Annotated in this window: 17 protein-coding genes; 3 read left to right on the forward strand and 14 right to left on the reverse strand. The window is 74.2% G+C overall.

Going from position 1 to position 18179, the window contains the following annotated elements; all coding sequences use genetic code 11:
- Positions 1-35: 35 nt before the first annotated feature.
- From MCM47_RS19825 to tsaB, 4 genes are all read right to left on the reverse strand, one after another.
- Positions 36-302, reverse strand: coding sequence for a hypothetical protein (locus MCM47_RS19825; protein ID WP_238862966.1), 267 nt, complete (start codon positions 300-302; stop codon positions 36-38).
- The gene (tsaD, locus tag MCM47_RS19830) at positions 299-1405 is read right to left on the reverse strand and encodes a tRNA (adenosine(37)-N6)-threonylcarbamoyltransferase complex transferase subunit TsaD (RefSeq protein ID WP_238862967.1); all 1107 of its coding nucleotides are present in this window, start codon (positions 1403-1405) and stop codon (positions 299-301) included. The genes MCM47_RS19825 and tsaD overlap by 4 nt, the downstream gene beginning before the upstream one ends.
- Positions 1398-1877: a ribosomal protein S18-alanine N-acetyltransferase gene (gene rimI, locus MCM47_RS19835; protein ID WP_238863049.1), complete on the reverse strand. Its 480-nt coding sequence runs from the start codon at positions 1875-1877 to the stop codon at positions 1398-1400. The genes tsaD and rimI overlap by 8 nt, the downstream gene beginning before the upstream one ends.
- A 146-nt stretch (positions 1878-2023) precedes the next feature.
- On the reverse strand, positions 2024-2677 hold the full coding sequence (tsaB, locus tag MCM47_RS19840; RefSeq protein ID WP_238862968.1) for a tRNA (adenosine(37)-N6)-threonylcarbamoyltransferase complex dimerization subunit type 1 TsaB: 654 nt from the start codon (positions 2675-2677) through the stop codon (positions 2024-2026).
- Positions 2678-2911: 234 nt separating this feature from the next.
- Between tsaB and MCM47_RS19845 the strand changes: the two genes are divergently transcribed.
- A complete protein-coding gene (locus MCM47_RS19845) occupies positions 2912-3484 on the forward strand; it encodes a hypothetical protein (protein WP_238863050.1) in 573 nt (190 codons plus the stop codon).
- A gap of 172 nt (positions 3485-3656) precedes the next feature.
- Here MCM47_RS19845 and MCM47_RS19850 read toward each other — a convergent pair whose 3' ends face one another.
- Together MCM47_RS19850 and tsaE are read right to left on the reverse strand one after the other, a co-directional pair.
- Positions 3657-3869 carry a hypothetical protein gene (locus MCM47_RS19850; protein WP_238862969.1) on the reverse strand — a complete coding sequence of 71 codons (213 nt, stop codon included), beginning with the start codon at positions 3867-3869 and terminating at the stop codon, positions 3657-3659.
- A 170-nt stretch (positions 3870-4039) separates the two neighbouring features.
- Entirely contained in the window at positions 4040-4537 is a 498-nt protein-coding gene (tsaE, locus tag MCM47_RS19855) for a tRNA (adenosine(37)-N6)-threonylcarbamoyltransferase complex ATPase subunit type 1 TsaE (protein WP_238862970.1), read from the reverse strand.
- 297 nt (positions 4538-4834) lie between these two features.
- Between tsaE and MCM47_RS19860 the strand changes: the two genes are divergently transcribed.
- Positions 4835-5974 carry an LPXTG cell wall anchor domain-containing protein gene (locus MCM47_RS19860; RefSeq protein WP_238862971.1) on the forward strand — a complete coding sequence of 380 codons (1140 nt, stop codon included), beginning with the start codon at positions 4835-4837 and terminating at the stop codon, positions 5972-5974.
- 177 nt (positions 5975-6151) lie between these two features.
- Here MCM47_RS19860 and MCM47_RS19865 read toward each other — a convergent pair whose 3' ends face one another.
- The 4 genes from MCM47_RS19865 to glmS all read right to left on the reverse strand — a co-directional run bounded on the left by MCM47_RS19865 (position 6152) and on the right by glmS (position 12401).
- On the reverse strand, positions 6152-7366 hold the full coding sequence (locus MCM47_RS19865) for an alpha/beta fold hydrolase (protein ID WP_238862972.1): 1215 nt from the start codon (positions 7364-7366) through the stop codon (positions 6152-6154).
- Positions 7363-8613 carry an alanine racemase gene (gene alr, locus MCM47_RS19870; RefSeq protein ID WP_238862973.1) on the reverse strand — a complete coding sequence of 417 codons (1251 nt, stop codon included), beginning with the start codon at positions 8611-8613 and terminating at the stop codon, positions 7363-7365. Before alr ends, MCM47_RS19865 begins: the two co-directional genes overlap by 4 nt.
- Before the next feature lie 208 nt (positions 8614-8821).
- Positions 8822-10330, reverse strand: a complete 1509-nt coding sequence (locus tag MCM47_RS19875; protein WP_238862974.1) for an NAD(P)H-hydrate dehydratase — start codon at positions 10328-10330, stop codon at positions 8822-8824.
- Positions 10331-10544: 214 nt separating this feature from the next.
- Positions 10545-12401, reverse strand: a complete 1857-nt coding sequence (gene glmS, locus MCM47_RS19880) for a glutamine--fructose-6-phosphate transaminase (isomerizing) (protein WP_238862975.1) — start codon at positions 12399-12401, stop codon at positions 10545-10547.
- Between the two features lie 99 nt (positions 12402-12500).
- Here glmS and coaA point away from each other — a divergent pair, with 99 nt between their 5' ends.
- Complete coding sequence (gene coaA / locus MCM47_RS19885) at positions 12501-13496, forward strand: type I pantothenate kinase (protein WP_238862976.1); 996 nt, start codon at positions 12501-12503, stop codon at positions 13494-13496.
- Between the two features lie 64 nt (positions 13497-13560).
- On the opposite strand, the gene glmM is transcribed toward coaA, so the two are convergent.
- The 4 genes from glmM to MCM47_RS19905 form a co-directional block, all read right to left on the reverse strand.
- Positions 13561-14925, reverse strand: a complete 1365-nt coding sequence (gene glmM, locus MCM47_RS19890; protein ID WP_238862977.1) for a phosphoglucosamine mutase — start codon at positions 14923-14925, stop codon at positions 13561-13563.
- A gap of 176 nt (positions 14926-15101) precedes the next feature.
- The gene (rpsI, locus tag MCM47_RS19895) at positions 15102-15602 is read right to left on the reverse strand and encodes a 30S ribosomal protein S9 (RefSeq protein ID WP_238862978.1); all 501 of its coding nucleotides are present in this window, start codon (positions 15600-15602) and stop codon (positions 15102-15104) included.
- Between the two features lie 46 nt (positions 15603-15648).
- Positions 15649-16092, reverse strand: coding sequence for a 50S ribosomal protein L13 (gene rplM / locus MCM47_RS19900; RefSeq protein ID WP_030263432.1), 444 nt, complete (start codon positions 16090-16092; stop codon positions 15649-15651).
- A 283-nt stretch (positions 16093-16375) separates the two neighbouring features.
- Entirely contained in the window at positions 16376-18034 is a 1659-nt protein-coding gene (locus MCM47_RS19905; RefSeq protein WP_238862979.1) for an ABC-F family ATP-binding cassette domain-containing protein, read from the reverse strand.
- Positions 18035-18179 lie beyond the last annotated feature (145 nt).

Consider the following 18179-nt stretch of genomic DNA (forward strand, 5'->3'; position numbering starts at 1 on the left):
GGGGAGCGGGTCGGGCCCGTCGGGTGGACCGGGCCCTACTCCACGTGCTCGCTGGTGAAGGACCAGCGGTGCACCGGGCGGCCGAGCAGCTCGGCGGGCGGATCGGCGACCGGCACCGGCCGCTCCCCCGCCCACCAGGTGATCAGCAGCACGCGGTCCCCCGGGGCGCCGAGCAGCTCGGTGCGGACGAGTCCGGCCGAGCCGCGCAGCGCGGGCAGCGCCGTCCCGCGCACCCAGGCGGCCAGCTCGGCCCCGCGCCCGTCGGCGGCCCGGGCCTCCCACATGGCGGCGGTGGTGGTCACCGGCCGCCGCCGCCCAGCGCGTCGTACGCCTGGCCGTGGACGTCGCCGTGCCCGACCGATGCGGCCGGCACGTGCACGTCGGTGACGGGCAGCGAGGAGTCCGCCGACAGGTCGAAGGAGGAGGGCGCGCGGTCGCGCCAGACCATCTCGGCGCCCAGCGCGGCGACCATGGCGCCGTTGTCGGTGCACAGGCCGGGACGCGGCACCCGCAGCCGGATGCCGGCCCGGTCGCAGCGCTGCTGGGCCATCTCGCGCAGCCGCGAGTTGGCCGCCACCCCGCCGCCGATCATCAGGTGGTCCACGCCGTTGTCCTTGCAGGCCTTGACCGCCTTGCGGGTGAGCACGTCGGTGACCGCCTCCTGGAAGGAGGCCGCCACGTCGGCGATCGGCACGTCCTCGCCGGACCGGCGCTTGGCCTCGACCCAGCGGGCGACGGCGGTCTTCAGGCCGGAGAAGGAGAAGTCGTACTCCGGGTCCTTCGGGCCGGTCAGGCCGCGCGGGAAGGCGATCGCCTTCCGGTCGCCCTCTCGGGCGGTGCGGTCGACCACCGGACCGCCCGGGAAGCCCAGGCCGAGCACCCGGGCCACCTTGTCGAAGGCCTCGCCGGCCGCGTCGTCGATGGTCGCGCCGAGCGGGCGGACGTCGCTGGTGATGTCCTCGCTGAGCAGCAGCGAGGAGTGCCCGCCGGAGACCAGCAGGGCCATCGTCGGCGACGGCAGCCGGCCGTGCTCCAGCTGGTCCACGCAGATGTGCGAGGCGAGGTGGTTGACCCCGTACAGCGGCTTGTCCAGCGCCCAGGCGTAGGCCTTGGCGGCGCTGACGCCGACCAGAAGCGCACCTGCCAGGCCCGGGCCGGCGGTGACGGCGATGCCGTCCAGGTCGCTCGCCTTGACCCCGGCGGTGTCCAGGGCGCGCTGGATGGTCGGGACCATCGCCTCCAGGTGCGCGCGGCTGGCGATCTCGGGCACCACACCGCCGAACCGGGCGTGGTCGTTGACGCTGGAGGCCACCGCGTCGGCGAGCAGCGTGGTGCCGCGCACGATCCCGACGCCGGTCTCGTCGCAGGAGGTCTCGATGCCGAGGACGAGCGGTTCGTCAGCCATGGCGGGTTTCCTTCAGGTCCTTCGGTTCGATGCTTGGGTGGTCGAGGCGCATCACCAGCGCGTCGACGTCGGCCGGCTGGTAGTAGCCGCGCCGGATGCCGACCGGTTCGAAGCCGAACCGCTCGTAGAGCCGCTGGGCGCGCGGGTTGTCGACCCGCACCTCCAGCAGCAGCTCGGCGCAGCCGCGCCGGGCGGCCTCCCGGATCAGGTCGGCGAGCAGCGCCGCGCCGAGGCCGGAGCCCTGGTGGCGCACGTCGACGGCGATGGTCTGCACGTCGCCCTCGCCGGCCACGGCCATCAGGCCGGCGTAGCCGACGATCGCGCCGTCCGGGGCGGTGGCGACGGTGAAGTGCCGGGTGCCGCCGGGGTGGGTGTCGGCCAGCTCGGACCAGAACATCCCGGCGGACCAGGCGTCCTCCGGGAAGAGCTCCAGCTCCAGCTCCATCACCGGGGCGATGTCCCACCAGCGCATCGGCCGCAGGGTCACGGCCCCGGCGCCGGGAGCGCCGGCCGTACGGGAGTCGGCAGGGGCCACCCCGGCGGCAGCGGTCGAGGTGCGGGCGGCGGGCTCGGCGGTCCCGGGGGCGCCGGCGCCGGGCGCGCTCACGCCTGGGGCGCTCACGCCGGGAGCACCGCCTTGTAGCCGGCGGGCACCTGGGCGTCCGGGCGGCGCAGGTACAGCGGCGCGTTGGGCAGCAGCTCGCGCCCGGCGGCCAGCTCGGCGGCGGCGAAGGCGGCCAGCGCGCCGGCCGACACGTGCTCGGGTCCGTGCGCACCGGGGAACGTGTCCGGGTAGAGCAGCGCGCCCGCGCCGACCGCGCGCGGCTGCGGCGACAGCTCGGCCGGGCGGTCCACACCCGGGCCCTCGGTACGGCGGCCGTCGGCGTCGTACGAGGCCCAGTAGACCTCCTTGCGGCGCGCGTCGGTGGCCACCGTGAACGGGCCGGTGAGTCCTTCGGTGCGGGCCTGGTGCGCGATCGCGTCCAGGGTGCAGACGCCGTGCACGGGCAGGCCGAGCGCGTGGCCGAGCGCGGCGGCGGTGACCAGGCCGACCCGGAGGCCGGTGTAGGGGCCCGGGCCGACGCCGACGGCGATGCCGGTCAGCCGGTGCTTGTCGACACCGGCCGACTGCAGCACCCGGTCGATGGCGGGCAGGAGCAGTTCGCCGTGGCGTCTGGCGTCGACCTGGTCGGTCTCGGCGAGCACGGTCGTCCCGTCGTGGACGGCCGCGGTGACGGCGGGGGTAGCGGTGTCGAACGCGAGCAGCAGCACGGGTCAAGGTTAGACCGGTCGGCGCGGCGGGCGGTTGGCGGTCCTCGGCCGCACGGTCGGCGCTCCCCGGTCGGCGCTCCTTCGCAGGACCGCCGCAGGTCACCGCCGGCCCGCGGATCGGCCTGGCGTACGGCTTCGGAACACACGTCCTACGTGGTGCGGGTCCGAGCACGCGGACCTGGCACGATAAGGCCGACGGGTTTTGGGACGGCGGTGGGAGCACACGTGGCGAAGATGGGTCCTGGAGTGGTGGTCACGGGGCTGACCCTGGGGGCCCTGGCGGTGGTGAGCCTGCTGGCCTTCCAGGCCAACGGTGCCCAGGAGCGCGCGGGCGCCACCCGCCCGACGGCGAGCGTCACCGCCTCGACGAGCGGACCGGCGGCCACGGCCACCCCGACCGCCTCGGCCACCCCGACCGTCCCGGCGCTGCCCGCCACCTCGGGCACCGGGCTGCGGGTCGTCTACTCGGTCGGCAGCCACCACGTCTGGCTGGTCGACCCGAAGAAGAACCCGCAGGTGGTGGCCGCCTTCCCGGTCACCCCGGGCTCGGTGGAGCCGAATCCGGGCAGCTACCCGGTCTACAGCCGCACGCCCACCACCACGGGCACCGACGGCCGTCAGATCGAGCACGTGGTGCGGTTCGCCCAGCAGAACGGGGTGGTGTTCGGCTTCAGCGCGGCCGTGGACGGAGCCACGCCGACCGCCGATCCGAAGGCCAAGACCGGCGGCATCCGCAGCAGCCGGGCGGACGGCCAGCTGATCTGGGACTTCGCGCCGAACGGCACCAAGGTGGTCGTGATCGCCTGAGGCCCGGCAGGGGCCGCGCGGGCGCGTACCGGCACGCGGACGAGGGCCGAGCGTCACCCTCCGGGACGAGCGTCGAGCGCCGGATCCACGTGACCCGGGTTCACGTGACCCGGGTTCACGTGACCCGGGTTCAGGCGGCCCGTTCCGAGCGCCCGGGTTCAGGCGCCCGGGTTCAGGCGGCGCGCCTGGTCTCGGCCGCCGGTGCCTCGGCGCCGGCCTCGGAGCGCTCCGCGCCCTCACCGCGCTCCGGCGGGGTGGAGACCGCCTCCGCGGCCGCGCACGCGGCCAGCAGGGCTCGCATCGACCCGCCCGGAACGCTGCGGGCGGGCTCTCCGGCCCCGGCGCCGCGCGGCGCGCGCTCCGGGGCGGGGGTGGTGCTCGACATGGCGCCTCCCTAGTTAGGCAGACCTAACCGCAGCACCCATCCCATCACGCCCGGTCCCCCGCCCGCAACACTTTGCCGACAGCTTGTCGGCAAGAGCCCGCCGCGGCCGGCCGGGGTCCGTCCGAACGGGAGGGGCGGGCCGACCGGCCCCACCCGCGGCGGGAGCCCGCTCAGGCCAGCGCGTCCAGCTCGACCCCGTCCCAGCGCGACCCGAGCCCGGTCAGCACCACCCGGCGCGGGTCGTGGTCGTCCCCGTTCGCCGTGTCGCCGAGCGCCCGCTCGATCCGGACCTCCAGCCGGTCCTCGGACAGCCGCTCGACCTTGCCCTCACCCCACTCGACCACCACCACGGACTCCGGCAGCGAGACGTCCAGGTCGAGGTCCTCCATCTCGTCCAGGTCGCCGCCGAGCCGGTACGCGTCCACGTGGACCAGCGCCGGGCCACCCACCAGCGACGGGTGGACCCGGGCGATCACGAAGGTCGGCGAGGTGACGGCGCCGCGCACCTGCAGCCCCTCCCCCAGCCCGCGGGTCAGCGTCGTCTTCCCCGCGCCCAGCTCACCGGAGAGCAGCACGAGGTCCCCCGGCCTCAGCAGCGCGGCGAGCTCCCGGCCGAGCCGGCCCATCCGCTCGGGAGTGGCGACGGTGAGAGTGGCGTGCGAGCCCATGCGCGAATCAAGCCCTTCGGTCCGGACGGCGGCGCACCGACCACCGGGCGCCCCCGCTACGGTGCCACATCCCCGCGCGGCCGTGCTCCGGACCCGCTCCGTCCCGGAGTGCCCTGGTTTGACACCCCCACTCAAGATCGACATCCCACCCCGCTCCCAGACGACTCCCAGGGTGCCTATAGCGTCCTGCTTCTGTTCCCCGTTCCGGACCGGCGTGAGGCCTTGCTTCGTACCGGTCCGAACCCCTGCGCCCGGGCCCCCCGACGGCCCGGCCGACCCCATGAGGTCACGCTCCCCATGAAGCTCCGTCGCGGTCTCGCGATTTCCGCGGTCGCCGCCCTGGCGTCCGCCTCCGTCATCGCCGCCGCCCCCGCCGCCCTCGCCGCCCCGCAGAGCACGGCCGCCGCCGCCTCCGCGGCCGAGTACGACGTCCACCCGCGCCTGACGGTCAAGAACCTCCCCGCCCAGATCACCGCCGGCGGTGCCGCGGCGACCTTCACGGTCGAGATCGAGAACACCGTCCACCGGGACATCGTGTTCCTGCCCTTCATCGGCACCGGCGCGGACCACTCCCCGCTGTACGCCAAGCGCCAGAAGCTCCAGTACCAGGACGTGGACACGAAGGTCTGGCACGACGCCTCCTACGTCACGCCGGAGGACGAGGCCTACCCGGTCGCCCTGCTCGGCCCGATGAAGGACGGTGTCGAGGCCGACGACGCCTACCTGTTCCTGCCCGAGGGCGAGACCCTGAGCATCCAGGTCCGGCTCTCCCTGACCGGCGAGGCCGTCGCGGACACCGCGGCCCTGCAGTTCGTCACCACCTCCTTCGACCTGGAGTCGGCCGAGCCGCTGCCGGTCGCCTCCGTGAGCGAGCCGGTCTGGTTCACCATCACCTCGCCGGGCGGCGGGACGGCCTCGCCGTCCGCGACGGCCAAGCCCACCGCGACGGCCACGGCGTCCCCGTCGGCCTCCGCCTCGGCCACCGCCACCGCGACGGCGACCGCCACCGCCACGGCGACGGCGACGGCGACGGCCTCGGCCAGCCCGAGCGCGTCGGCGACCGGCTCGCACACCGCCACGCCGAGCGCCCCGGCCACCGCGAGCGCCACTGCGAGCGCCGGCGGCTCCGCCAAGCCCGCGCCGACCACCCCCGCGGCGACCGCCGCCGCCACGCCGGCCGTGACCGCCTCCGGCAGCAGGGTCGTCCCGGCCGCGCACGTCACCCCGCTCGCGGCCAAGGCGCCGAAGCCGTCCGCCGACACGGTGGCCAAGGCCAGGACGAAGGCCGCCAAGCGCCCGTCCGGCGGCGCCAACCTGGCGACCACCGGTGGGGGTGACGACACCACCGCGATCGCCCTGGCCGGTGGAGCCGTCCTGACCGCCGGCGCCGGCACGCTGTTCGTGCTGCGCCGCCGCAAGGGCAACGCGAACGCCTGACGCCTCGCCGGCGCCCGGCACGGCCGCCTGCCGCGGCCGCCCACGGACCGGTGGCCCGGGCCCTCGTCAGGAGGGCCCGGGCCACCTGGCGTTCGGGGCGGATCCACAGCTCGCCGGGCGCCGGCGACGTTCGAGCCGGGCGCGTTCGAGCCGGTCGCGTTCGGACCGGCGCGCCGCTCAGGCCAGCCGGGACACCGAGAGCGGCAGCGGGGCCGTCCGGCGGTAATCGACCGCCCGCCCGAGCAGCGCGGCCAGGCGCCGGTCGACGAGGTCGGGCCGCTCCAGCATCACCAGGTGCCCGGCCTCCTCGATCAGCAGCAGCTCGGCGCCGGGCAGCTGCCGGGCCATCGCCTCGCTGTGGCCGGGCGGGGTCAGCAGGTCCTTGGTGCCGGTCAGCACCAGGGTGGGGATGCCGTGCAGGGCGGCCAGCGCCTCGGTCTTCTCGTGCGCCCCGAAGACCGGGTAGAACTCGGCCACCACGTCGATCGGGGTGGCGTCGAGCAGCTGCTCGGCGAACCGGACCACGCCCGGGTCGACGTCCTTCCCGCCGAAGGAGAACTTCCGGTAGAAGACGGCGCTCACCTCCGCCCCCAGCCGCCGCGTCGCCTCCACGAGCTCCACCTGGCGGCCGAGCAGCTTCACCACACCGGGCGCGATCTTCTTGAACAGCTTGGCGCCCGCCGACGGCAGGCCGAGGGTGACGGCCTCCCAGTTCCCGGCCATGGTGCCGATCAGCGCGACTGCGGCGACCCGCTCCCGGAACAGCTCCGGGTGCTGGTCCGCGAGGGCCATCACCGTCATGCCGCCCATCGAGTGGCCGACCAGGACGAGCGGCCCGGTCGGCGCGACCGCGTCGATCACGGCCTTGAGGTCCCCGCCCAGCTGGTCGATGCTCGCGGGCTCGCCGGCCAGGTACGAGCGGGAGCGCTCGGAGCGGCCGTGGCTGCGCTGGTCCCAGAAGACCAGCCGCATGCCCTCGCGCAGGGCGGCCCGCTGGAAGTGCCAGCTGTCCTGGTTGAGGCAGTAGCCGTGGCAGAAGACGACGGTGAGCGGCGGCCGGTCGCCGTCGACGGGCTCGTCCGGGCCGGTGCCGTCCAGCTCGACGTAGAGCTCGGTGCCGTCGGCGGCGGTCACCGTCTGCGGGCGGCCGCGCAGCGAGCCGTACGGGGCGTTGGCGTCCAGCTCGGCACGGGCCCGGCGCCTGGTCGCCCGGTGGACCGTCAGGCGCTCGATCGCCACGCCTGCGGCCGCCCCGGCCGCGACCACGCCGACCGAGATGCCGATCAGGCCCGCCCGGCTCACCCCCGACGCCCCGCCCACCGCCTTGGCCACCGACGCCACGGGACCGAGCGGACCCGCCGGGCCGGAGCCGGAGCCGGGCTCCTCGCTCATGCGAGCAGGCCCTGGACGGCGGCACCCTCCACCAGGAACTCGGCCGCACTGGCCGCGGTGGGCTCCTCGGCGATTCCGCCGACGTAACGCCGCGGCACCCGGGCGCCGATCCGGGTCACGATCTCGTACGCGATGGTTCCGCAGGCACGGCCCCAGTCCTCGGCGGTCGGCTCGCCCTGCGCGCCGTTGCCGAAGAGCAGCACCTCCTCGCCGATCGCCGGGGTGTCCCCGCCGAGGTCGACGACGAACTGGTCCATCGCCACCCGGCCGGCCACCGTGCGCCACTTGCCGCCGATCTGCACCGGGCCGGTGTTGCTGGCGTGCCGCGGGATGCCGTCGCCGTAGCCGACCGGGACGAGGCCGAGGGTGGTCGGGCCCGGCGTCGTGTAGTGGTGGCCGTAGCTCACGCCGTGGCCGCCGGGGACGCTCTTCACCAGGGCCAGGCGGGCGGTCAGCGCCATCACCGGGCGCAGGCCGAAGTCGGCCGGCGAGCCGACCTCCGGGACGGGCGAGAGCCCGTACATCGCCAGGCCGGTGCGGACCAGGTCGTAGTGCGAGTGCGGGAGCAGCAGGGTGGCCGGCGAGTTGGCCAGGTGCCGGACCTCGGGGCGCAGCCCGGCGGCCTCGGCGTGGGCGAGCGCGTCGCGGTAGGCGTCCAGCTGGGCCTGGATGGACGGGTGGCCGGGCTCGTCGGCGGCGGCGAAGTGCGACCAGATGCCGACCACCGTGAGCAGGCCCTCGGTCTCGGCCCGGCGGGCGGCGGAGAGCAGCTCCGGCCAGTCGTGCGGCTGGCAGCCGTTGCGGCCGAGGCCGGTGTCGGCCTTCAGGTGCACCCGGGCCGGGACACCGGTCGCACGGACGGCGGCCAGCAGCTCGTCCAGCGCCCACCGGCCGCTGACCGAGATGTCGATGTCGGCGAGCAGCGCCTCGCGCCAGGGGCCGCCGGGCGTCCAGAGCCAGCAGAGGATGCGGGCCTGGTCGGGGCGGATGCCGGCGGCGCGCAGGGCGAGCGCCTCCTGCGGGAGCGCCGTACCGAGCCAGCCGATGCCTGCGGCGACCGCCTCGCGGGCACACCGAACCGCGCCGTGGCCATAGGCGTCGGCCTTGACTGTGGCCATCACCGTGGCGCTGCCGACGCGCTCGCGCAGTGCGTCGAGGTTGCCGCGCAGGGCAGCCAGATCGATGGTCGCCTCGGCCCGTTCGCCGTCGGTGAGGGTGGCCGTGCCGGTCGTCTTCGCAGTTGTCATCAGGGTCAGTCTCCCAGACGTGCCAGAGTCCTCGCCGAACGGCCCTTCGGCGCGGCGTCCCCCACACCCCTCCCCGACCTACCGGACGCCCACGAAACAGAACCGGTTCCACCGCTTCCGCCACGCAGGAGGTCGGCCCTCCCGACTTCCTGCGTGGCGGCCACGACGCCCACACCGAACCCGCGGCGAGCCGCCGGACCGGTCGGGTCTACGCGTCCGACGACTCCGCGGACTCCGCGGTCGCCGAGGCGCGCACCCGGCGCCAGACGACCGGCAGGGCGGCGGCCACCTGCAGGGCGGTGATCGGGGCACCCGGGGAGCCGGCGGCGTGCCGGCCCGCGAGGCCGTGGAGGTACGCGGCCACCGACGCGGCGTCCAGGACCGGGAGGCCGGCCGCGAGCAGGGAGCCGGCCAGGCCGGCGAGCACGTCCCCGCTCCCGGCCGTGGCCAGCCACGAGGTGCCGGACGCGTTGACCCGGGCCGCGCCGCCCGGGTCGGCGACCACCGTCGTGGACCCCTTCAGCAGCACCGTCGCCCGGTACGCGGCCGCGAGCCGCCGCGCGGTGGTCAGCCGGGCGGCGGCCAGCTCGCCGGGGGGCGGCGGGGCCCCGCCGTCCGCCCCGGCCAGCAGCCGGGCCGCCTCGCCGGTGTGCGGGGTGAGCAGGGTGGGCGCCGTACGCCCGGCGAGCGCGTCCGGGCCGAGCCGTCCGAGCTCGGTGAGGCCGTCCGCGTCCACCAGCACCGGCACGTCGCTCGCCAGCGCCTCGGCGAGCGCCTGCCGGGCCCCCTCGCCGCCGCCCGGGCCGACCACCCAGGCCTGGACCCGTCCGGCGCCGGCCGGCCCGCCCTCGGTGACCAGCGTCTCCGGGAAGCGCCGCACCACCTCCTCGGCCGCGGTCCCGACGTACCGGACCGCGCCCGCGCCGCCGTGCAGCGCCCCCGCGACCGCGAGCAGCGCCGCCCCCGGGTAGGTCGCCGAACCGGCCGCCACCCCGACCACGCCGCGCCGGTACTTGTCGCTCTCCACCCCGGGCTCCGGCAGCAGCTCCGCCACCGAGGGGTGCTGCAACGCCGACACGTCTGCCGGCGGCAGGTCGAGCCCGATCCCCACCAGCTGCACCACCCCCGCGTACGCCGCACCCGGGTCGATCAGCAGCCCCGGCTTGTACGTCCCGAAGCAGACGGTGACGTCCGCCCGCAGGGCCACGCCGGCCACCTCGCCGGTGTCCGCGTCCACGCCGCTCGGCACGTCGACGGCCACCACCGTCCCCCGGCGCGCCGCCCGCGCGTACGGGGCGGCCTCGGCGCGCAGGCCGCCCCGGCCGCCGATGCCGACGATGCCGTCCAGCACCAGGTCCGCGCGCGAGAAGTCGGCCAGGCCGGCTTCCTGTTCCAGGACCACGCGCCCGTGGGCCGCCCGCAGGGCCGCGAGGCCCCCGGCGTGGGCCCGCTCCGGTGCGAGCAGCACCGCCGCCACCCGGGCCCCCCGCCGGGCCAGCGCCGCGCCGGCGTACAGCGCGTCGCCCCCGTTGTCCCCGCTGCCGGCGAGCACCACCACCCGGCTGCCGTACACCCGGCCGCGACGGCGGGTCAGCAGCCGGGCGCAGGTCGCGGCGAGGCCGGCGGCCGCGCGCTGCATCAACACCCCCTCCGGCAGCCGGGCCATCAGTTCGGCCTCGGCGGCCCGGACCTGTTCGACACGGTGAGCGCTGCGCATGCGGAAGCCCTATCCCCTCGGCGACGACTACCGCCGACGCTACGCCCGCAGCACGGCCGCGCGACACGCGGCACGACCCGACGTGCCCGGGCCCGCCCGTCCGCCCGCAGCCGTGCCGCCCGCCCCGCTCCGCCCTGCCCCGCCCCTGGACAGCACGGTGCCCCCGCGGTAGGACGCAGCCACCGCGGGGGCACCGGGGAACGAGCGGGGACGGCTACTCGACGGTGACCGACTTCGCCAGGTTGCGCGGCTGGTCGACCTCGTGGCCCTTGGCCGTGGCCAGCTCGCAGGCGAAGACCTGCAGCGGCACGGTGGAGACCAGCGGCTGCAGCAGGGTCGGCGTCGCCGGGATGCGGATCAGGTGGTCCGCGTACGGGACGACCGCCTCGTCGCCCTCCTCCGCGATGACGATCGTGCGGGCGCCACGCGCCCGGATCTCCTGGATGTTGGAGACGATCTTGTCGTGCAGGATCGAGCGCCCGCGCGGCGAGGGCACGACCACGACGACCGGCAGCCCCTCCTCGATCAGCGCGATCGGCCCGTGCTTCAGCTCGCCCGCCGCGAAGCCCTCGGCGTGCATGTACGCCAGCTCCTTCAGCTTGAGCGCACCCTCCAGCGCCACCGGGAAGCCGACGTGGCGGCCCAGGAACAGCACCGAACGGGCGTCCGCCAGGGAGCGGGCCAGCTCGCGCACCGGCTCCATGGTCTCCAGCACCTGCTCGACCTGCTTCGGCGCGTCGCCGAGCTCGCGGATGATGGTGAAGATCTCGTCGCCCCACTTGGTGCCGCGCACCTGGCCCAGGTACAGCGCGACCAGGTAGCAGGCGACCAGCTGGGTCAGGAACGCCTTGGTCGAGGCGACGGCGACCTCCGGGCCGGCGTGCGTGTACAGCACGGCGTCCGACTCGCGCGGGATGGTGGAGCCGTTGGTGTTGCAGATCGCCAGCACCTTGGCGCCCTGCTCGCGCGCGTGGCGCAGCGCCATCAGGGTGTCCATGGTCTCGCCGGACTGCGAGATCGCGATGACCAGCGTGCCCGGGCCCATGATCGGGTCGCGGTAGCGGAACTCCGAGGCCACCTCGACCTCGCAGGGGATGCGGGTCCAGTGCTCGATCGCGTACTTGGCGATCATGCCCGCGTGGAAGGCGGTGCCGCAGGCGACGATGACGACCTTGTCGACCGAGCGCAGGTCGGCGTCGGAGATCCGCAGCTCGTCCAGGGTCAGCCGGCCGTCGGTGCCGATCCGGCCGAGGAGGGTGTCGGCGACGGCCTTCGGCTGCTCGGCGATCTCCTTGAGCATGAAGTAGTCGTAGCCGCCCTTCTCGGCGGCCGAGGCGTCCCAGTCGACGTGGTACTCGCGCACGTCGGCCGGGGTGCCGTCGAAGTTGGTCACCGTGACGCCGTCCCGGCGCAGCTCGACGACCTGGTCCTGGCCCAGCTCGATCGCCTCACGGGTGTGGGCGATGAACGCGGCCACGTCCGAGGCGAGGAAGTTCTCGCCCTCGCCGCGCCCGACGACCAGCGGCGAGTTGCGGCGGGCGCCGACCACCACGTCCGGGGCGTCGGCGTGCACCGCGACCAGGGTGAAGGCGCCGTCCAGGCGGCGGCAGACCGTCCGCATGGCCTCGGCCAGGTCGCCCTCGTACACCTCGCCCAGCAGGTGCGCGACGACCTCGGTGTCGGTCTCGGAGCGCAGCGTGTGGCCGCGCTCGGCCAGCTCCGCCCGCAGCTGGGCGAAGTTCTCGATGATGCCGTTGTGGACCACCGCGACCCGGGCGGCGTCGTCCAGGTGGGGGTGGGCGTTCGCGTCGGTCGGACCGCCGTGGGTGGCCCAGCGGGTGTGGCCGATACCGGTGGTGCCGCCGGGGAGAGGGGTCTCGGCGAGCGACTTCTGCAGGTTGGCGAGCTTTCCGGCCCGCTTGTCGGTGGCCAGGCTCCACTGCCCGTCGGAGCCCTGCACCTGCACCGCGACACCGGCCGAGTCGTAACCCCGGTACTCGAGGCGCTGCAGGCCGGCGATAACTACATCAAGGGCGGGCTGCGCGCCCACGTATCCAACAATTCCGCACATGCGTGCCAGCATAAGGGCGCTCAGGATGCCCGTTTCTCACCGTTCGCCCACAGCGCGTGACCGACACCACAGCCACCGTGAACGCCGCTACGGCCCACAATGGAGCATGTGCTGACCGAACTCTGTACGCGGGGCGCCGCCACGCCCGGCCCGTCACCGTCCCCCTACGTGGACCTCAGCCGGGCCGAGTGGAGCGCGCTGCGCGAGCGTACGCCGCTGCCGCTCACCGCGGAGGAGGTGGAGCGGCTGCGCGGCCTGGGCACCGCCCTCGACCTGGACGAGGTCCGGGACGTCTACCTGCCGCTGTCCCGGCTGCTGAACCTCTACATCCACGCCACGCACGAGCTGCGCGGCGCGCTGGGCACCTTCCTGGACACCCCGGACACCGAGCGCACCCGCACGCCGTTCATCATCGGCGTGGCCGGCTCGGTCGCGGTCGGCAAGTCCACCACCGCCCGCCTGCTGCAGGCGCTGCTCGCCCGCTGGCCCGAGCACCCCCGGGTCGAACTGGTCACCACCGACGGGTTCCTGCTGCCCAACGCCGAGCTGCGCCGGCGCGGCCTGATGGCCCGCAAGGGCTTCCCGGAGTCGTACGACCGGCGCGCGCTGATGCGCTTCGTCGCCGACGTGAAGGCCGGGAAGGAGAAGGTCACCGCCCCGGTCTACTCCCACCTGGTGTACGACATCGTGCCGGACGAGAAGCTCACCGTGGAGCGCCCGGACATCCTGATCGTCGAGGGGCTGAACGTGCTCCAGCCGGCCCTGCCGGGCACCGACGGCCGGACCCGCCTCGCGGTCGCCGACTACTTCGACTTCTCGATCTACGTCGACGCCCGAACGGACGACATCGAGAGCTGGTACCTGGACCGGTTCCGCAAGCTGCGGCAGACCGCCTTCCAGGACCCGAACTCCTACTTCCAGCGCTTCACCGAGGTGCCGGAGGAGGAGGCGATGGAGTACGGCCGCCAGGTCTGGCGCACCATCAACAAGCCCAACCTGCTGGAGAACGTGCTGCCCACCCGCGGCCGCGCCACGCTGATCCTGCAGAAGGGCCAGGACCACAAGGTCCGTCGCGCGCTGCTGCGCAAGCTCTGACGTCGCAGGCCCCCGCCGTTCCCACGGCGGGGGCCTGCTGACGATCCGTCCGGATGAGCCGGTGTCAGCCCAGGTGGGTCCGGACCGCCTCGGCCAGCCGGTCGGCGACGGCCCCGGCCTGCACCTCGTCGGCGGCCTCGACCATCACCCGGACCAGCGGCTCGGTGCCGGAGGGGCGCAGCAGCACCCGGCCGGTGGCGCCCAGCTCGGCCTCCGCCGCGGCGACCGCGGCGGCCAGCTCGGTGCTGGTCCTCACCCGGCTCTTGTCGACGCCCTTGACGTTGATCAGCACCTGCGGCAGGCGGGTCATCACGGCGGCGAGGTCGGCCAGCGGCTGCTTGGTGGCGGCCAGCCGCGCACCCAGCATCAGGCCGGTGAGGGTGCCGTCGCCGGTGGTGGCGTGGTCCAGCAGGATCACGTGGCCGGACTGCTCGCCGCCCAGGGCGAAGCCGTGCTCCTTCATCGCCTCCAGCACGTAGCGGTCGCCGACCGCGGTCTCCACCAGGTCGATGCCCTCGCGCTCCATGGCCAGCTTGAAGCCCAGGTTGGACATCACGGTGGCGACGGCGGTGTTGCGCCGCAGGGTGCCGGCCTCCTTCATCGCGACGGCCAGGATCGCGATGATCTGGTCGCCGTCGACCTCGTTGCCGTCCGCGTCGGCGGCCAGGCAGCGGTCGGCGTCGCCGTCGAGCGCGACGCCGAGGTCGGCCCGGTACTCCTTCATCGCGGTGCGCAGCCGGTCGAGGTGGGTGGAGCCGACGCCGTCGTTGATGTTGAGGCCGGTGGGCTCCGCCCCCAGGGTGTGGACGACCTCGGCGCCGGCCCGGGCGAAGGCTTCGGGGGCGACGTAGGCGGCCGCGCCGTGGGCGCCGTCGATGACGACCCGGATGCCGTCCAGGCGGTTGGGCAGCACGCCGATCAGGTGGGCGACGTACTTGTCGAAACCCTCGGTGTACTCGCGGACCCGACCGACGGCGGCGCCGGTCGGGCGCTTCCACTCGTCGCTGCCGACGGAGTAGGTCCGGTAGTGCGCCTCGATGGCGTCCTCGATCCGGTCGTCCAGCTTGTGGCCGCCGCGGGCGAGGAACTTGATGCCGTTGTCCGGCATCGCGTTGTGGCTGGCGGAGAGCATCACGCCGAAGTCGGCGCCGAGGGCGCCGGTGAGGTAGGCCACCGCCGGGGTGGGCAGCACGCCGACCCGCAGTACGTCCACGCCCGCGCTGGCCAGGCCGGCGATGACCGCGGCCTCCAGGAACTCGCCCGAGGCCCGGGGGTCGCGGCCGACGACCGCGACCGGCCGGTGGCCGTCGAAGGCCCCCGCCTCGCCGAGGACGTGCGCCGCCGCGACCGACAGCCCGAGCGCCAGCTCGGCCGTCAGTCCCTCGTTGGCCACACCGCGTACGCCGTCCGTACCGAAGAGTCGTCCCACTGTCCCGTCCTCCATCGCCGCTGCTGGCAGTCGTCCAGCATCAAATCCGATCGAATCCCCGGCCACCGCACAATGGCCGGGGAGCACGACGCCCCGGAGTACACGGGGTACTCCGGGGCGTGAGAGCGCAACCGGGGGTGTGCACCACCAGGGCGGTACACACCCCACGGGCGCGATTAGCGCTTGCTGTACTGCGGCGCCTTGCGGGCCTTCTTCAGACCGGCCTTCTTGCGCTCGACGGCGCGGGAGTCACGGGTCAGGAAGCCGGCCTTCTTGAGGGCGCCGCGGTTGTTGTCCACGTCGGCCTCGTTCAGGGCACGGGCGACGCCGAGGCGCAGCGCGTAGGCCTGGCCGGACACGCCGCCACCCGAGATGCGGGCGACGACGTCGTAGCGACCGTCGAGCTCCAGCAGCTTGAAGGGCTCGTTGACGGTCTGCTGGTGCACCTTGTTGGGGAAGTAGCTCTCCAGGGTGCGACCGTTGATCTTCCACTGCCCGGTGCCGGGGACGATGCGCACGCGGGCGATCGCCTCCTTGCGGCGGCCGAGGCCGGCGCCCGGGGTGGTCTCGCCGAAGCGGCCGGCCAGCGACTCGGAGGTGTAGCTCTCCTCGGAGGTGTACTCGCCCTCGACGTTCTCGTCGAAGTCGACCTCAAGGGTTTCAGTGGTCTCGGCCACGGTGTTCCTCAGCTCTTTTCAGTGATGGGGGGCTTGGTGGCCGGAATTACTGCGCGACCTGGGTGATCTCGAACGGCACCGGCTGCTGGGCAGCGTGCGGGTGCTGGTCGCCCGAGTAGACCTTCAGCTTGGAGAGCATCTGGCGGCCCAGGCTGTTCTTGGGGATCATGCCCTTGATGGCCTTCTCGACGGCCTTCTCCGGGTTCTTGTCCAGGAGGTCGTCGTAGCGGACCGAGCGGAGACCGCCCGGGAAGCCGCTGTGGCGGTAGGCCATCTTCTGGGTCTTCTTGTTACCCGACAGGTGCACCTTGTCCGCGTTGATGATGATGACGAAGTCACCAGTGTCAACGTGCGGCGCGTAGATCGCCTTGTGCTTGCCCCGGAGGAGGTTGGCGGCCTGGGAGGCCAGGCGGCCGAGCACGACGTCGGTCGCGTCGATGACGTGCCACTGACGCTGGACGTCGCCGGGCTTGGGGCTGTACGTACGCACGGTCGTAGCCTTCGCTTTTCAGTGAGTGAGTCCTGACAGGAGCACCTGGTCGAGGGCATCAGCCTGGCCGCCTTGGACGCAATTCAAGGGGAGCCGCTGGGTCGTCGACCTGGTATCTCCGGCGTACCGACCTCTCACGTGAGATAGAGCGAGCCAATACGCACAACAAGCACCCAGATTACCGGGCGCGCCGGGGTGGGTCAAAATCCCCCCGGCGCCGACCCGCCCGACCACCGCCGCAGGGCGGGCCGGCGGCGGCGCCGGGAGCGGCAGCCGGGCCCCGTCAGCGCTCGCGCTCGACGCGGGTGACGTCCCAGACCGGCTCGGGCGACTCGTAGACCCGGCCGTCCGCGCCGAAGACCAGGAAGCGGTCGAAGGTCTTGGCGAACCAGCGGTCGTGGGTGACGCAGAGCACCGTGCCCTCGAAGGCCTCCAGACCGGCCTGCAGCGCCTCGGCGCTCTCCAGGTCCAGGTTGTCGGTCGGCTCGTCCAGCAACAGGGCCGTCACACCGGAGAGTTCGAGCTTGAGGATCATCAGCCGGGCCTGCTGCCCGCCGGACAGCGACTCGAACTTCTGCTCCTCCTGGCGGTCCAGCTCGTAGCGGCGCAGCACGCCCATCGCGGCGCCGCGGCTGAGCGCGTGCTCCTCCTCGACGATCGAGCGGACCGTCCGGCCGAACAGCTCCGGGTGGGCGTGGGTCTGCCGGAAGTGGCCGGGCACCACCCGGGCGCCGAGCTTCCAGCCGCCGGTGTGCGCGACCGTCTCGTCGCCGGCCAGCAGCCGCAGGAAGTGCGACTTGCCGGAGCCGTTGGAGCCCAGCACCGCGACCCGCTCGCCGTAGAAGACCTCCAGGTCGAAGGGCTTCATCAGGCCGGTCAGCTCCAGCTGCTCCAGGGTGAAGGCCCGCACGCCGGTCCGGCCGCCCTTGAGCCGCATGGTGATGGTCTGCTCGCGCGGGGGCTCCTCCGGCCGACCGGCCTCCTCGAACTTCTTCAGCCTGGTCTGGGCGGCCGCGTAGCGGGTGGCGAGCGCGTGGCTGACCGAGGCGGCCTGGCGCAGCGTGACGACCAGCTTCTTGAGCTTGGCGTGCTCCTCGTCCCAGCGCCGGCCGAGCTCCTCGAAGCGCGCGAAGCGGTCCTTGCGGGCGTCGTGGAAGGAGTCGAAGCCACCGCCGTGCACCCAGACGGTGGAGCCGGCCGCACCGGCCTCGACACTGATGATCTTCTCGGCCGTCCGGGAGAGCAGCTCGCGGTCGTGCGAGATGTACAGCACGGTCTTCGAGGTGGACCGGATCGCCTCCTCCAGCCAGCGCTTGCCCGGTACGTCCAGGTAGTTGTCCGGCTCGTCCAGCAGCAGCACCTCTTCGGGGCCGCGCAGCAGCGCCTCCAGCACCAGCCGCTTCTGCTCGCCGCCGGAGAGCGTGTTCAGCCCGCGCCACTGCGCCTTCTCGAAGGGCATCCCCAGGGCCGCCATGGTGCAGACGTCCCAGTCGGTCTCGTAGTCGTAGCCGCCGACGTCGGCCCAGTCGGAGAGCGCCTGGGCGTACGCCATCTGCGTCTTCTCGTCGTCCTGGGCGATCATCGCCAGCTCGGCGGCGTCCACCGCGCGGGCCGCGACGGCGATCCGCTCCGGGGCGACCGAGACCAGCAGGTCGCGGACGGAGGCGTCGGCGGGCAGCGCGCCCGGCGTCTCCTTCTGGTCCTCTCGGCCGGTGGTGCCGACGAACTGGCGCATCACGCCGAGCCCGCCGCTGATCGTCACCGAGCCGCCGTGCGGCTGCAGGTCGCCCGCGATCATGCGCAGCAGCGTGGTCTTGCCCGCGCCGTTGGCGCCCACCAGGGCGACCGCGGCGCCCTCCCCGACCCGGAAGGACGCGTCGTCGAACAGCACCCGCCCGTCCGGCAGGTAGTACTCCAGGTGCGAAATCTCGACGTGTCCCATGCGGACGATTGTCCCCATCGTCCGCCCAGGACCAAAACGGATTACCCCGCGACCGGCGCCGGCTGCCCCGGCAGCGTGCGGATCCGGCGGGCGAGCCGGCTGCGCTCGGCGAGCTGGTCGTCGGCCGGGTAGCCGACCTCCTCCA

The sequence above is a fragment of the Kitasatospora sp. A2-31 genome (assembly GCF_022288725.1).
In the GTDB taxonomy this organism is placed as follows: domain Bacteria; phylum Actinomycetota; class Actinomycetes; order Streptomycetales; family Streptomycetaceae; genus Kitasatospora.